General features: G+C 65.8%; 15 protein-coding genes. 6 read left to right on the forward strand and 9 right to left on the reverse strand.

The annotated features are described in order from the left end of the window. Positions 1–11 precede the first annotated feature (11 nt). From QW887_RS16995 to QW887_RS17025, 7 genes are all read right to left on the reverse strand, one after another. Positions 12–476: a GFA family protein gene (locus tag QW887_RS16995; RefSeq protein WP_315716096.1), complete on the reverse strand. Its 465-nt coding sequence runs from the start codon at positions 474–476 to the stop codon at positions 12–14. Between the two features lie 2 nt (positions 477–478). Continuing rightward, positions 479–2,341 (reverse strand): methylmalonyl-CoA mutase subunit beta, encoded by a 1,863-nt coding sequence (locus QW887_RS17000; RefSeq protein ID WP_316194718.1) that lies wholly within the window; start codon positions 2,339–2,341, stop codon positions 479–481. A 100-nt stretch (positions 2,342–2,441) separates the two neighbouring features. After that, positions 2,442–2,933 carry a 2-amino-4-hydroxy-6-hydroxymethyldihydropteridine diphosphokinase gene (gene folK, locus QW887_RS17005; RefSeq protein ID WP_316194762.1) on the reverse strand — a complete coding sequence of 164 codons (492 nt, stop codon included), beginning with the start codon at positions 2,931–2,933 and terminating at the stop codon, positions 2,442–2,444. A gap of 5 nt (positions 2,934–2,938) precedes the next feature. Then, the gene (gene folB, locus QW887_RS17010) at positions 2,939–3,307 is read right to left on the reverse strand and encodes a dihydroneopterin aldolase (RefSeq protein WP_315828249.1); all 369 of its coding nucleotides are present in this window, start codon (positions 3,305–3,307) and stop codon (positions 2,939–2,941) included. Then, positions 3,304–4,161 (reverse strand): dihydropteroate synthase, encoded by an 858-nt coding sequence (folP, locus tag QW887_RS17015; protein WP_316167045.1) that lies wholly within the window; start codon positions 4,159–4,161, stop codon positions 3,304–3,306. The genes folB and folP overlap by 4 nt, the downstream gene beginning before the upstream one ends. Positions 4,162–4,236: 75 nt before the next feature. Further along, positions 4,237–4,644 carry a DUF4332 domain-containing protein gene (locus tag QW887_RS17020; protein WP_316194719.1) on the reverse strand — a complete coding sequence of 136 codons (408 nt, stop codon included), beginning with the start codon at positions 4,642–4,644 and terminating at the stop codon, positions 4,237–4,239. Positions 4,645–4,712: 68 nt separating this feature from the next. Beyond that, the gene (locus QW887_RS17025; protein ID WP_316167043.1) at positions 4,713–4,919 is read right to left on the reverse strand and encodes a hypothetical protein; all 207 of its coding nucleotides are present in this window, start codon (positions 4,917–4,919) and stop codon (positions 4,713–4,715) included. Between the two features lie 334 nt (positions 4,920–5,253). Here QW887_RS17025 and QW887_RS17030 point away from each other — a divergent pair, with 334 nt between their 5' ends. Together QW887_RS17030 and QW887_RS17035 are read left to right on the forward strand one after the other, a co-directional pair. Then, a complete protein-coding gene (locus tag QW887_RS17030; RefSeq protein ID WP_315828251.1) occupies positions 5,254–6,864 on the forward strand; it encodes a helicase HerA-like domain-containing protein in 1,611 nt (536 codons plus the stop codon). A gap of 159 nt (positions 6,865–7,023) precedes the next feature. Then, positions 7,024–8,427 (forward strand): M20/M25/M40 family metallo-hydrolase, encoded by a 1,404-nt coding sequence (locus QW887_RS17035; protein ID WP_316194720.1) that lies wholly within the window; start codon positions 7,024–7,026, stop codon positions 8,425–8,427. 60 nt (positions 8,428–8,487) lie between these two features. Here the strand turns inward: QW887_RS17035 and QW887_RS17040 are convergent, their stop codons facing one another. Together QW887_RS17040 and QW887_RS17045 are read right to left on the reverse strand one after the other, a co-directional pair. Further along, entirely contained in the window at positions 8,488–9,699 is a 1,212-nt protein-coding gene (locus QW887_RS17040) for a GGDEF domain-containing protein (RefSeq protein WP_315768141.1), read from the reverse strand. Between the two features lie 145 nt (positions 9,700–9,844). After that, on the reverse strand, positions 9,845–10,939 hold the full coding sequence (locus QW887_RS17045; RefSeq protein ID WP_315753079.1) for a trypsin-like peptidase domain-containing protein: 1,095 nt from the start codon (positions 10,937–10,939) through the stop codon (positions 9,845–9,847). Positions 10,940–11,161: 222 nt separating this feature from the next. Between QW887_RS17045 and groES the strand changes: the two genes are divergently transcribed. The 4 genes from groES to QW887_RS17065 all read left to right on the forward strand — a co-directional run bounded on the left by groES (position 11,162) and on the right by QW887_RS17065 (position 14,334). After that, positions 11,162–11,476 (forward strand): co-chaperone GroES, encoded by a 315-nt coding sequence (gene groES, locus QW887_RS17050; RefSeq protein ID WP_008961795.1) that lies wholly within the window; start codon positions 11,162–11,164, stop codon positions 11,474–11,476. Between the two features lie 42 nt (positions 11,477–11,518). Beyond that, complete coding sequence (gene groL / locus QW887_RS17055; protein WP_315716107.1) at positions 11,519–13,141, forward strand: chaperonin GroEL; 1,623 nt, start codon at positions 11,519–11,521, stop codon at positions 13,139–13,141. 261 nt (positions 13,142–13,402) lie between these two features. Next, positions 13,403–13,633, forward strand: a complete 231-nt coding sequence (locus QW887_RS17060; protein WP_315716108.1) for a hypothetical protein — start codon at positions 13,403–13,405, stop codon at positions 13,631–13,633. Between the two features lie 251 nt (positions 13,634–13,884). Next, on the forward strand, positions 13,885–14,334 hold the full coding sequence (locus QW887_RS17065; protein ID WP_315716109.1) for an Hsp20 family protein: 450 nt from the start codon (positions 13,885–13,887) through the stop codon (positions 14,332–14,334). The last annotated feature ends 11 nt before the right edge of the window (positions 14,335–14,345 follow it).

Here is a 14,345-nt window from a genome sequence, read left to right on the forward strand (position 1 = left end):
GCGTCCTCGTCTCAATCGTGGTCCGGATGCTGATGGCTGACGATGGTCGCCATCTTCTCCGGTCCATAGTTCTGTTGTGTCGTCTGGCTCGGCAGATTGGCGATCGCGACCACCCAGCCAAGTCGCGACTCCGAGCCATATTGTCGCGTCGGCACCACCCGGTCCGGCCGGTCGAAGCTGCCGGTCATGATCTCGATCCGCGGCCCATCAATACGCCCGAAGCCGAGCGGCGTGCCGCAGGCGGGACAGAAGAAGCGCTCGGCGATCGTGGATGAACGGAACGCGGCGGGCTGACCGCGCGTCCAGGCGAAGTGCTCGCGGTCGATCTCAGCGAACGAGGCGAACGGCGCGCCGGAGGCTTTCTGGCACATCCGGCAATGACAGATGCTGACCTTGTTCGGCGTGGTCTTGAACGCGAAGCGGACGGCACCGCATTGGCAGCCGCCGGTCAGGAGAGGCTTGGTGTCGTCGGTCATGCTCACTCCAGATGCGTATAGGCGTCCTCGAGCGTCTTCAGCGCGTCGCCGCCGGCGAACACGAAGCTGCCGATGCCCGCTTCGCGCAACGCAGCTTCCCGCTCGCCGCCCCGGCCTGCCAGATAGATATGTCGTGCGCCCGCGGCCTGAAGGGCCTTGGCCGCCGGAACCGCGGCCTCGGCATAGACCTTGTCGGACGAGCAGAGGCAGGCGATCGCGGCGCCGGAGGCGCGGTATGCATCGGCGAGCGCGGCCGGATCCGCGCCGCCCTGGCCGTCGATCGCGGCGATGCCGCCGGCCTCGAAGAAGCTGCGGACGAAGGTCGCGCGCGCGGTGAAGTCGGCGGCGGTGCCGAGATTGGCGAGGAAGACCGAGGGGCGCTGTCCCTGGCTCTTCAACCGGCTGTCGGAGCGGTCACGCAGCCGCTCAAATCCTTCAGCGAGGCGGATCGGCGTGAGCGGTGCGAAGCTGAGCGCAGCCTTGGCCGCCAGCGGCGCGGCCAGAGGGGCGACCGCTTCCACGGCGACTTCGGCCTCGTTGAGATTCGGAAACTCACTGGCGCCGGTCAGCACGTCGCGCCGCTTGGCGATGTTGGCATCGCGCGCCTGCTTCACCGCGGCGACCTTGGTCTGGATGAGGCCCGCCTGCAACGCCGCAACGACGCCGCCGGCCTTCTCGATCTCCTGGAACAGTGCCCAGGCGGCGCTGCACAACTCGCTCGTCAGTGCCTCGATGCCGCCGGCGCCGGCGGCAGGATCGGCGACGCGGGCGAGATTGCTTTCCTCCAGCAGCACCAATTGCGTGTTGCGGGCGACACGGCGCGCGAACGCGTCGGGCAGGCCGAGTGCGGCCGTGTGCGGCAGCACTGTCACGGCGTTGGCGCCCCCGAGTCCGGCCGCGAACGTCGCAATCGTTGCGCGCAGCATGTTCACGTAAGGATCGCGCCGGGTGAGCATGCGCCACGCCGTCTCGCCCGAGATGAAGAGCGGCTTTGGCGCCAGGCCGCAGGCCTCCTCGATGCGCGCCCACAGCCGACGCAGGCTGCGGAATTTCGCCAGCGTGAGAAACTGATCGGTGTCGGCGGCGAGCCGGCCGTAGATCATGCCGCGCGCGGTCTCGAGCGCGATGCCTTCGGCTTCGAGCGCCCGCAGATAGGCGACGGCGGAGGCGAGCACGAAAGCGAGCTCCTGCGCCTCCGATCCGCCGGCGTCGTGCACGACCCGGCCGTCCGCGGCGAAGAACGGGCCCTTGAAGCCGGCCTCGTGCAGTTGCTTGGCCAGCGCGCCCGAGTTGCCGCCGAGCGTCGATGCGCCATGTGAGATTGCGCCGCGACTGGCGGCATCCCCGATGGGATCGAGACCGAATCGGATGTCGCAGCCAGCGGCCTTGACGCCGCGCTGCCTGACGTAGTCGGCGAGAAGCGAGGCGGGCGAGACCGATTCACCGAGCTGCAATTCGATTGCAATCGCAGCATCGAGATGCACGCCGTCGAGCGCGCGCGCCACTGCGTCGGCGCTGGCGGCGAGGCCGAAGCCATGCGCGGCGTTCGAGCCGGCAAACACCAGCGACAAGCCGGTCGCGCCGTTCTCGAGGTCGAGCAGCGCCAGCGCGTTGGCCTTGGCCGGATCGGGATGATCGACGCGCTGCATGATCTGCCACGGCGCCGATGGTGCGCGGCCTGCGACCGGCGCGGCATGCTTGGCGCGCGGATAGATCGGCTGGATCTCGAGTCCGTCATAGGTCTTGCCGACCAGCTTCTCGAAAGCCGCGCCCTTCAGCACGCCATCGACCAGCTTGCGCCAGTCCGCCTCGCCGGCCGGCGCAAAATCGGCGGCCAGTCGCAGATTGTCGGTCTCGGTCGTCATGCGGATCGCGTCTCCCGGGCGTCTGTTATCGCGATTGTTGTGGCGCAAAATGCCACGTCAGGACGGCCAAGCCAAACGGTTGTTTGGCCGGAGATGTCAGCTATTCGGCTGACGGCAACGACCGGATTCCGTCGCGCGAAACGGCGAGCACGGCCTCATCGACGCGGCGGCCGGCAATCCGTCGCGCCGGCACGATCTCGGCCAGCGGTACCAGCACGAAGCCGCGTTCGAACAGCCGAGGGTGCGGCAGGGTGAGATCGGGGGTGTCGATCGCGAAATCGTCGTAGGCGATCAGATCGAGGTCGAGCGTCCGCGGACCCCACCGCGTCTCCTGCGCGCGATTGCGGCCGAACATGCGCTCGACCGCGTGCAGAACGCCGAGCAGCGGCCGTGGGGGCATCGCGGTCGCGATCTCGATGCAGGCATTGATGAAGGGCGGCTGCTGCTCCTCGCCCCATGGCGGCGTGATGTAGTCGGACGAGCGCGCGACAAGCGCCGCCGACGCGCGTGCACAGATCTCCGGAATGGCGCGCCGGAACGTCGCCCTGACGTCGCCGACATTGCCGCCGAGAGCAACCAGCGCGCTCGCCATCGCCGTCATGGATGCCGCGAGCGCATCAGCACCACGCCGACATCCTCGAAGATGGCGGCGATCGGCGCATGCGGCTTGTGCACCGTGACCTTGACGGCGCGAATGCGGGCGAAGGTCGACAGGATCGCATCGGCCACCGCGCCGGCCGCGCGTTCGAGCAGGCGGTAGTTGGAGTCCTTGAACGCCGCCGTCGCCGTCTCCACCACGTCGGAATAGGACACGGTGTCGGCGAGGCGGTCGCTGCGCGAGGAGTCCGAAAGGTCGGTGTAGAGCTCGAGGTCGATCACGAAGCGCTGGCCGACCTCGCTCTCATGCTCCATCACGCCATGACGCGCGTGGATGAGAACGCCCTTGATGAAGATCGTATCGGTCATCGCAGTGCCTCGATTGCCGCGGCCACGCGTACGGCCTGAACCGTTTCGGCGACGTCATGCGCCCGGATGATTGCAGCACCGCGCCGAGCCGCAATCAGATGCGCCGCGATCGAGCCGCCGAGCCGCTCCTGCGGCTCCGACGCCACCACGGTGCTGATGAAACGTTTGCGCGATGCGCCGACCAGCAGCGGCAGCCCGAAGCATGCGAATGCATCGAGCCGGGCCAGCGCAATCATGCTCTGCTCCGCCGTCTTGCCGAAGCCGATGCCTGGATCGAGCACGATGTTCCCACGGGGAATGCCGGCCTTGGCCGCGATGTCGAGCGAGCGCGTGAAGAAGCCGATCATGTCGGCGACGATGTCGATCTCCGGATCGACGGCAGCACGGTTGTGCATCACCACGATCGGCGCGCCATGCGCGGCGACGACATCGGCCATCGCGGGATCGCGCTGCAGACCCCACACATCATTGGCGATCGCAGCACCATGGTCCAGCGCGTAGCCTGCAACTTGAGATTTCATGCTGTCGATCGACACGGGCACGCCGAGTGCGACGACCGCGGGCAGGATCGGCTGCAGGCGCGCCAGTTCCTCCTCGGCCGTGACCGGCACCGCGCCCTTGTAGGGCCGGGTGGACTCGGCACCGATGTCGATGATGTCGGCGCCGGCCGCGATCAAGCGCTCGGCCTGCGCAATGGCGCGTTCCGGTGCATCGAAACGGCCGCCGTCCGAGAACGAATCCGGTGTGACGTTGAGAATGCCCATCACCGCCGGGAATGGACGCGAAAGCCAGCTCCGCAGCAGCGGGTGGCTCGACGCGAGGTCCGGGGCGGAGTGCGGCGAAATGGCGCTCATAGGCGCCGCTTTGCGCGGTTGCCACCCTCAAGTCAAGGTGTCGCACCGCACAAGCACGGTCAATCTAGAGGCTGGTCAATAGCTGATCTTCGGCTCCAGCCGGCGCGCCCTTTCGATGAACTGGCCGACCGACTTCTCCGACGGCAGGATCCGAACCAGTTTTCGCCGGGTGTTCACTTCCTTGATGTTCTGCGCCAGCCGGGCGGGATTGCGGTGCGCCAGCTCGCGCACGGTGGTCACCCCGGCTGCGCGGACGAGGCAGACCTTGGCCTTGCCCATGCCGGGAATGCGCATGTAATCGGCGGCGTTTGCCCAATCGAGCAGTTGCTGCTCGCTGATGCCGGTCTTGGCGGCGAGCGCCTTACGCCCTTTCACGGTCCGGGCGGCTTCGAGAAATGTGTCGGTGGTCCGGATGCCCAAAGCTTTCAGCTTGGCGGCATAGAAGGTCGTCATGCCTTCGAGTTCGGTGATCGGATATGTCATGATACTCGGCGCGCGCGAAGGTGCTTCAGGTGATATGGCCCGGGCGGTCGGGCTTGGGGCAACCGGGCTCAGGCCGGGTGTGCCTGTCGCGATCGTGCCAACTGATCGGCTTCGATTTGGTCGCGGCCGAACGCAAAAAGTTCACCGGCTGACGGCTGCGGCGCCTGCCATTGCCGTCCATTGCCGCTGAGGAAGTCAGGCCCGATGCCGATGATTTCAGCCACGACTTTACTGATGCCGGCCGTTCTGGCCAGCGGCTCAATCAACTCGTTCATGTGAACCCCGTCTCATCCGGTCCCCCACGACCGGATGTCCTCTCGCTGAATTCATCTTGATCGGACGATCCGTGAATTACAAGCGAGGAGCCGGCTCGGTGCGCGAATCGATTCGCGATCGACGATGAACTGTTGCAGCGATGCAAGACCGGATGTTGAATCCACGGATCAAACGTGCGCATCGCGCAGCACCAATGCTAAGAAGAGTGCGTGCCGTGCGAAGAGGTGAGCACCCTGACGCTGGTTCCAATTCGCGAAACTCAACTATGTTATCGCGCGCGATGCTCCGCACCACGTGTGATGCGAAACATTCTCTCTCGAAAGATGGATCATCATGGCACCATCCGGAAAACCCGTGGCTGATACCGACGACAAGATCTTCGTGGGTGCCGGCGAGCAGCCGGCCTGGTTGACGCTTGCGCTTGCCAATCGCCATGGACTGGTCACCGGCGCGACCGGCACCGGCAAGACAGTCTCGCTACAGGTGATGGCCGAGGGTTTTGCCCGTGCCGGTGTTCCGGTCTTCGCCTCCGACATCAAGGGTGATCTCTCGGGCATCTCGCAGACCGGCGAAGCGAAGGACTTCATCCTCAAGCGCGCCACCGAGCTCGGCCTCACCTATCAGCCCGATCAGTTCTCGACGGTATTTTGGGATGTGTTCGGGGAGCAGGGCCATCCGGTGCGCGCCACCGTTACCGAGATGGGACCGCTGCTGCTGGCGCGGATGCTCGACCTCAACGATGTCCAGGAAGGCGTGCTCAACGTCGCGTTTCGCGTGGCCGACGAGAACGGCCTCGCCCTGATCGACATGAAGGATCTGCGCGCGCTGCTCGACGCTATCATTCCGGAGGCCGGCAAGAAGGGGGCGGATGCGGAGGCCGATCCGCTGGCGCCGATCCGGAAGGCGGCGCAGTCGTTCGGCAATGTCACGCGCGCGACCGTTGGCACGATCCAGCGGCAGTTGCTCGTGCTCGAGAACCAGGGCGGCACGAAGTTCTTCGGCGAGCCGGCGCTGATGCTCACCGACTTCATGAAGACCGACCGCGACGGCCGCGGCATGATCAACATCCTCGTCGCCGACAGGTTGCTGGAGAGCCCGCGACTCTACGCGACGTTCCTGCTGTGGATGCTGTCCGAGCTGTTCGAGGAGCTGCCGGAGGTCGGCGATCTCGCCAAACCCAAGCTGGTGTTCTTCTTCGACGAGGCGCATCTGTTGTTCAACGATGCGCCGAAGGCGCTGATGGACAAGATCGAGCAGGTGGTGCGGCTGATCCGGTCGAAGGGTGTCGGCGTCTATTTCGTCACGCAGAATCCGCTCGATGTTCCGGACCGGGTGCTCGGGCAATTGGGCAATCGCGTGCAGCACGCGCTGCGCGCCTTCACGCCGCGCGATCAGAAGGCGGTGGCCGCGGCCGCCGACACCTTCCGCCCCAATCCCAAGCTGGACACCGCCAAGGTGATCACCGAACTCGGCAAGGGCGAGGCGCTGGTGTCGTTCCTGGAGGGCAACGGCACGCCGGCGATGGTGGAGCGCGTCCTGATCCGGCCGCCGTCGGCGCGCATCGGACCCGTCACGCCGGAGGAGCGCAAGGCGATCATCGCCGCGAGCCCGGTCAAGGGCAAATACGACACCGCGATCGACGCCGAGTCCGCCTACGAGCTGCTGCAGAAGCGGATCAGCGGAACCGCCGCGACGACGGAAGCCTCCTCCGGCAGCGTGCTCGGCAAGATCGGCGACATCGCCGCGACGATCTTCGGCACCAACGTCAAGCGCGGCCAGCTCTCGACCACGCAGGTGATCGCGCGCAACGTCGCCCGCTCGGTCTCCGACAAGGTGGTGGGCGGGATCGCGGCCGATCTCGGCAAGCAGGTCGGCGGCTCCTTGGGCAGTTCGATCGGCCGCTCCCTCGTGCGTGGCGCGCTAGGTGGACTGCTGCGGCGTTGATATGGTGTCGTGTTCCCGGTCGGCGTGATGGCCTTGTCATGTCATCTGCGCCGATTGGGGGGCAGGCGGCATTTGCTGCCTTTGCATGAGGCTGGCCCGGACCGCGCAACGGAGCTACAAGCGGGCCGATAGCCGTTACATGCGAAGGATCCGGTGGCCATGGCCAATGCGCAGCTTCAATCCGTTCTCGACCACATCGACGCCGACTTCGACAATAGTCTGGAGCGGCTGTTTGCGCTGATCCGGATCAAGTCGATCTCGGCCGATCCGGCCTTCGCTGGGGATTGCAAGGCAGCAGCCGACCATCTTGCCAAGGATCTTGCGACGCTCGGTTTCGCCGCCGAAGTGCGGCCGACCGCCGGCCATCCGGCCGTGGTCGGCAAGAGCAACGGCCATGGCGCGGCCAAGCCACATGTGCTGTTCTACGGCCATTACGACGTGCAGCCGGTCGATCCGCTCGAGCTGTGGCATCGGCCGCCGTTCGAGCCCGTGGTCGCCGACCATGCCGACGGCCGCAAGATCATCGTCGCGCGCGGCGCCGAGGACGACAAGGGCCAGCTGATGACCTTCGTCGAGGCCTGCCGCGCCTGGAAGAAGGTCACGGGATCGCTGCCGCTCGACATCACGGTGCTGATCGAGGGCGAGGAGGAGGTCGGCTCGAAGAACTTCGTGCCATTCCTCGAAGCGAACAAGGACGAGTTCAAGGCCGACTTCGCGCTGGTCTGCGACACCGGCATGTGGGATCCGAACACGCCGGCGATCACGACCTCGCTGCGCGGTCTCCTCTATGAAGAGGTGAAGATCAAGGCCGCCAATCGCGATCTGCATTCCGGCGTGTTCGGCGGCGGCGCGCGCAATCCGATCCGCGTGCTGACCGAGATCCTCGGCGGCCTGTTCGACGCCGACGGGCGCATCACCATCCCCGGCTTCTATGACGGCGTGAAGGATGTGCCGCCGGAGGTCCTGGAGCAGTGGAAGAAGCTCAACCTGACGCCCGAGAGCTTCCTCAAGCCGATCGGCCTGTCGATCCCCGCCGGCGAGAAGGATCGTCTGCTGATCGAGCAAATCTCGTCGCGGCCGACCTGCGACATCAACGGCATCTGGGGCGGCTATATCGGCGAGGGCTCCAAGACCGTGATTCCGTCGCTGGCGCATGCGAAGATCTCGTTCCGCCTCGTCGAGGGCCAGGACCCGCTGAAGATCCGCAAGGCCTTCCGCGACTACGTGTCGGCGCGCATCCCCGGCGACTGCTCGGTCGAGTTCGGCGATCATTCGGCGGGCGCTGCGATCGCGCTCGACTGGACCATGAAGCCGTTGGCGGCTGCCAAGCAGGCGTTGACTGAGGAGTGGGGCAAGGAGACCATCCTGATGGGCTCGGGCGCCTCGATCCCGATCGTCACCGACTTCAAGAAGACGCTCGGTCTCGATTCACTGCTGGTCGGCTTCGGTCTCGACGACGACAACATCCATTCGCCGAATGAGAAATACGACCTCAAGAGCTACCACAAGGGCATCCGCTCCTGGGCCCGCATCCTCGCCGCGCTCGCGGAGATGCCACGGTAGTGCAGGCGCTCGTCCGGGCTACGACCGCGACGGCGCTGATTGTTTTGCACGAGGCCGAGCTCAAGCCGCGCTGGCGACCGACTTCGCCGCGAGATCGCCGCCGGCGATCTTGCGCAGCGCTGCGAGATTGGCCTCGGCTGAGGCCAATCGCCAGCAGGATTTCCCGCTCGACTTGGCTTCATACAATGCGGCGTCCGCCGCGAACAGCAGGGCTTCCGGATCGGTGCCGTGCTCGGGCGCGACGGCGATGCCGATGCTGATGCCGATCTGGACATGCGCGCCGCCCGGCAGGGCCATCGGCGAGGTCATCACCTCGATGATGCGCTCGCCGAGCGCCAGCGCGTGGTCGAGCGCAGGATCGCCGGCGAGCACCACGAACTCGTCGCCGCCGATCCGGGCGATGACGTCGCCCCGAGAGGCGGTCTGCCGCAGCGTCCGGCCGACGATCTTCAGCAGCTCGTCGCCTGCGGCGTGACCGAAGGTGTCGTTGACCGGCTTGAAGCCATCGAGATCGAGATACAGGACGGCGAAGCTGCGATCGCCGCCGGCGTCGAGCCTGCTCTGCAGTGCATCGATCAGGCCGGCGCGGTTGCGCAAGCCCGTGAGTGGATCGAGCCGCGCCCGCTCGTCGCTCTCGCGCTTGGCCTGCATGACCGCCACCAGCATCTTGTTGAGCCGGAACGCCGCGCCGGTCATGGCGAGGAAGTAGACCGGCATCTGCAGATACATCGCGAACAACAACGGCTCATGCGACGTCGCGACGCCGGGGATGACGGGGCCGATGCTGAACAGGATCATCGTGCCGACCAAGCGCGGCGCGCTGAAATTGCGAAAGCAGATGCCGCCCACCATGGCGGCCGAGGAGATGCAGGTCAGTGACGCGGCCACCCAGTCGCCCGACGCGAGGCTGATGCCGACACCGAAGCCGACACTGGCGCTCCAGGCCACCGACAGCAGGATGTGGATGTCGGTCGGCGTCGCCAGCCGCTCGCGGGCGCGGCGGTAGGCAATCATCATCACGATCAGCCGCGACAGGCAGATCGCGACTTCGAGCACGAACCAGGTGATGAAGAGCGGGCTCGGCGTACGCAGTGCGAGCGCTGCGGCGACAGCAACGGTGTTGATGGCGCCGCCGGCGAACACCGACCAGCAGCCGTAGAGCTCACGCGTCAACGCGCGGCGGATATCTGATGACACCGGATATCCCGGGTCGGCCAGCCAGCGCGTCACGCGCCAGCGTGGCAAACTGAACGCCAAACCATCACCCCGCATTTCAATACCTCCGCGGGGTTGCAATAAGCGCGATAGCACTTAACAGGCGTTTAGAGAGGTATCGGCGTCTCGCTGCATGCTTGATGCACGGTAAAAATTTACTCCACGTGGTATGCGCAGCTAACAACGAACTGAAGTTGAATTCTCAGCCCGAGGTTCTCGCGCGCGCACGTTCTTCGGTGACCGGCGCGACCTCCACCGTCGCATTGCCGAGCGCGCGGTCGCGCTCGAACACGAGACGGACGCGCTGCCCGACCGGTGTGAGGCCGATCAGGTTGCGCACCTGCGTGGCGCTGCGCACCGGCATGTCGTTCGCCTTCACGATGATGTCGCCCTTGCGCAGTCCCGCGCGTTCGGCCGGCGAGCCCACGGTGACGTCGGCGACGCGCGCGCCCTGAATCCGGCCATCGGCCGGCGCATCCAGGTCGAGCAGGGTCACGCCGATGCGGCCGCGATCGACGCGGCCGTTGGCGACGAGCTGCTCCATCACCCGCCGCGCCATGTTGATCGGGACGGCGAAGCCGATGCCGACATTGCCGCCGCCGGGCGAGATGATCGCGGTGTTGATGCCGACCAGCTCGCCGCGCAGATTGATCAGCGCGCCGCCGGAATTGCCGGGATTGATCGCGGCGTCGGTCTGGATGAAATCCTCGTAGCCCTGCTTGCCGAGGCCGGTTCGCCCGAGCGCGCTGACGAGACCCGAGGTGACGGTCTGGCCAAGACCGAACGGGTTGCCGACGGCGATCACGAAGTCGCCGACCTCGAGCGCATCACTGTCGCCAAGCGCGATGGCCTTGAGGTCGATAGGGTCCCTGATCTGCAGCAGCGCGATATCGGTGGCGGGATCGCGCCCGACCAGGCGGGCGGCGAATTTGCGGCCATCCTTGGTTCGGATCTGCGCTGTCGTGACGTGCTCGACGACGTGATTGGCGGTCATGACGTAGCCGCGCTGCGCATCGACGATGACGCCCGAGCCGGTGGCGCTGATCTGCTTCTCGACCTGCTTGGGGACGTCGAAAAACTCGCGAAACAGCGGGTCCTGGTAGAGCGGATTGTCCTGGCGGACCTTGCCTTCGACCGAGATGTTGACGACGGCGGGCGTCACTTCCTTGACCAGCGGGGCCAGCGTCGGCACCCGGCCGAGCTTGAGATCGGGAATTTGGGCCAAGGCAGGCCCGGTCATCAGGCAAAGCAGAATGGCAGGCGCCAGGACGGCCCGGAGAAAAGGCGGAAGCTGCATCGTGATCCCCAACAAGCGCGATCAGGATTTTTTGGCGACGACAGAACTGGGAAAGCGGCCGGCCCGGTTCAAGAGCCGCACTGGCAATCGTTCCCCGAGAGTGCCAAAAAATTTACGTGACCCTCTTGAACGAAAAGTTCGGCTTTCCTAGGTCGTTGCTCGCTCGGGGGCCTGATGGGACCCGAGGCTTATGACATCGCTGATCTGTAAAGGAGGATGTGCATGCATTTCCGTCCATTGCACGACCGCGTGCTCGTGCGCCGTATCGATGCCGAGGAGAAGACCAAGGGCGGCATCATCATTCCCGACACCGCCAAGGAGAAGCCGCAGGAGGGCGAGATCGTCGCCGCGGGTCCTGGCGCGCGGAATGAGCAGGGGCAATTGGTGCCGCTCGACGTCAAGCCCGGCGACCGGGTGCTGTTCGGGAAATGGTCGGGCACCGAGGTCAAGATCGACGGCAAGGATCTGCTGATCATGAAGGAGAGCGATCTGCTCGGCATCATCGACACGCCCGTCGCGGCCAAGAAGGCTGCGTGATTCCCTCAACTGACAGTCATCGAGAGAAAGGAGACGACGAACATGGCTGCCAAGGACGTGAAGTTTTCGACCGACGCGCGCGATCGCATGCTGCGCGGCGTCGACATCCTCGCCAATGCCGTGAAGGTCACGCTCGGTCCCAAGGGCCGCAACGTCGTGATCGAGAAATCGTTCGGCGCGCCGCGCATCACCAAGGACGGCGTGACGGTCGCCAAGGAGATCGAGCTGGAGGACAAGTTCGAGAACATGGGCGCGCAGATGGTGCGCGAGGTGGCCTCGAAGACCGCCGATCTCGCCGGCGACGGCACCACCACCGCCACCGTGCTCGCCCAGGCCATCGTCAAGGAAGGCGCGAAGTCGGTCGCCGCCGGCATGAACCCGATGGATCTGAAGCGCGGCATTGATCTCGCCGTCGACGCGATCGTCAAGGATCTCAAGTCGCACGCCAAGAAGATCACCAGCAATGACGAGATCGCGCAGGTCGGCACCATCTCGGCCAATGGCGACAACGAGATCGGCCGCTTCCTCGCCGAGGCCATGCAGAAGGTCGGCAATGAGGGCGTGATCACGGTCGAGGAGGCCAAGAGCCTCGACACCGAGCTCGAGGTGGTCGAAGGCATGCAGTTCGACCGCGGCTACGTTTCGCCGTACTTCGTCACCAATTCCGAGAAGATGCGGGTCGAGCTCGAGGATCCCTACATCCTGATCCACGAGAAGAAACTGTCGGGCCTGCAGACCATGCTGCCGCTGCTCGAAGCCGTGGTGCAGTCCGGCAAGCCGCTGCTGATCGTCGCCGAGGATGTCGAGGGCGAGGCGCTGGCGACGCTGGTGGTCAACAAGCTGCGCGGCGGCCTGAAGATCGCCGCGGTCAAGGCGCCGGGCTTCGGCGATCGCCGCAAGGCCATGCTGGAGGACATCGCGATCCTCACCGGCGGCACCACGATCTCCGAGGATCTCGGCATCAAGCTGGAGAACGTCACCTTGTCGATGCTCGGCCGCGCCAAGAAGGTCGTGGTCGACAAGGAGAACACCACGATCGTCGACGGCGCCGGCGCCAGGAAGGACATCGAGGCGCGCACCCAGCAGATCAGGCTGCAGATCGAGGAGACCACCTCCGACTACGACCGCGAGAAGCTGCAGGAGCGGCTGGCCAAGCTCGCCGGCGGCGTCGCGGTGATCCGGGTCGGCGGCGCCACCGAGGTCGAGGTCAAGGAGCGCAAGGATCGCGTCGATGATGCGCTGCATGCGACCCGCGCCGCGGTGGAGGAGGGCATCCTGCCCGGCGGCGGCGTCGCGCTGCTGCGCGCCACCAAGGTGCTCGACGGCGTCAAGACTGTTAACGCCGACCAGAAGGCCGGCGTCGACATCGTCCGGCGCGCCATCCAGGTGCCGGTGCGGCAGATCGTGCAGAACGCCGGCGAGGACGGCTCGCTGGTGGTCGGCAAGCTCCTGGAAAAGGATGCCTATGGCTGGGGCTTCAACGCCGCGACCGGCGAGTACCAGGATCTGGTGCAGGCCGGCGTGATCGACCCCGCCAAGGTGGTCCGTACCGCGCTGCAGGATGCGGCCTCGGTCGCCTCGCTGCTGATCACCACCGAGGCGCTGGTGGCCGACAAGCCGAAGAAGGCGGACGCCGCCGCGGCCGCGCCGTCGATGGACTTCTGATCTGATGAAGCCGGGGCTGGCCGCAGCCAGCCCCGGCTGCCTGAAGGAAATATCTACAAACAACTGATCGCTGCCCTGTGCGGTCGTGGATCGGCCACAACGGGCAGCTATCAATCAGGTTGGCGATCGCAGTTCGTCCAGAACCGGCCACAATTGCGTTCAGTGAGCCGGCTGTGATCGGACCGACGGTCGACGGGAGGTGTGGTTGAGCGCTGCCGCGCCGCCCGGTCTCATCAGCAGCGCGAGCTCGCAGGCCCGATCATGCCAGCCTGGCAATACGATCATCCGCCGCCCAACCCGACCTCCGTCATGAGCATGGGCGATCCCCGTCGCTTGACGCGGTTTTTGATCGAGAGCGAGCAACGCGTGGTGGCGCACTGCCAGGCCGTGTTGTCGCGTGGCGACATCGATCAGCGCGAGCGCGACCGGCTGGTCAGCGTGCTCCGGGAGGCGACGATGCGGCTGCAGCGGCTGTCCGCCGTGGCCGCCTGACGGGTATTGCGCTGCGAAAAGGCTGCGACAAAAAAATCGATCCGTTCCTCTTGAAATGGATGCCGGCTTTTCTAATTCGTCTGCTGCCGCTTCGGCGGCGCCGGGTGCCATCAGGGCCCGGTCGAAATCTGGGCGCTGACCGGTTGTCTGGTACTCAGAAGTCTCTTGGTACTCGGACATCTCCGGGACTTTGAAGTCCGCATCGGCTCGGCGCTCCTTCGTATCCATCTTGCTCCTAGGAGGACTTGGCTATGAGGACCTACGACTTCTCTCCGCTGTGGCGTTCGACCATCGGCTTCGACCGTCTGTTCGACCTGCTCGACGAGACCCAGCGCGCGGTCGAGGACCACTATCCCCCGTACAACATCGAGCGGATCGGCGACGACCGCTACCAGATTTCGCTGGCGCTGGCGGGCTTCGCTCCGGACGAACTGTCCATCACCGCCGAGCACAACGTGCTCACGGTGGAAGGACGCAAGGGCGACAAGGAGACCCGCGAATACCTCTATCAGGGCATCTCGTCGCGGCCGTTCAAGCGGCAGTTCAATCTCGCCGACTACGTGCAGGTGACCAACGCGGCGTTCGACAACGGCCTGCTGCGGATCGAGCTCGTGCGCGAGATTCCCGAGGCGATGAAGCCGCGCCGCATCGCCATCGGCACGGCGCCGGTCGAGAAGATCGCGCAGCAGAAGGCGGCCTGACGCCTTGTTCG

This window comes from Bradyrhizobium sp. SZCCHNRI3052 (genome assembly GCF_032484895.1).
Classification (GTDB): Bacteria; Pseudomonadota; Alphaproteobacteria; order Rhizobiales; family Xanthobacteraceae; genus Bradyrhizobium.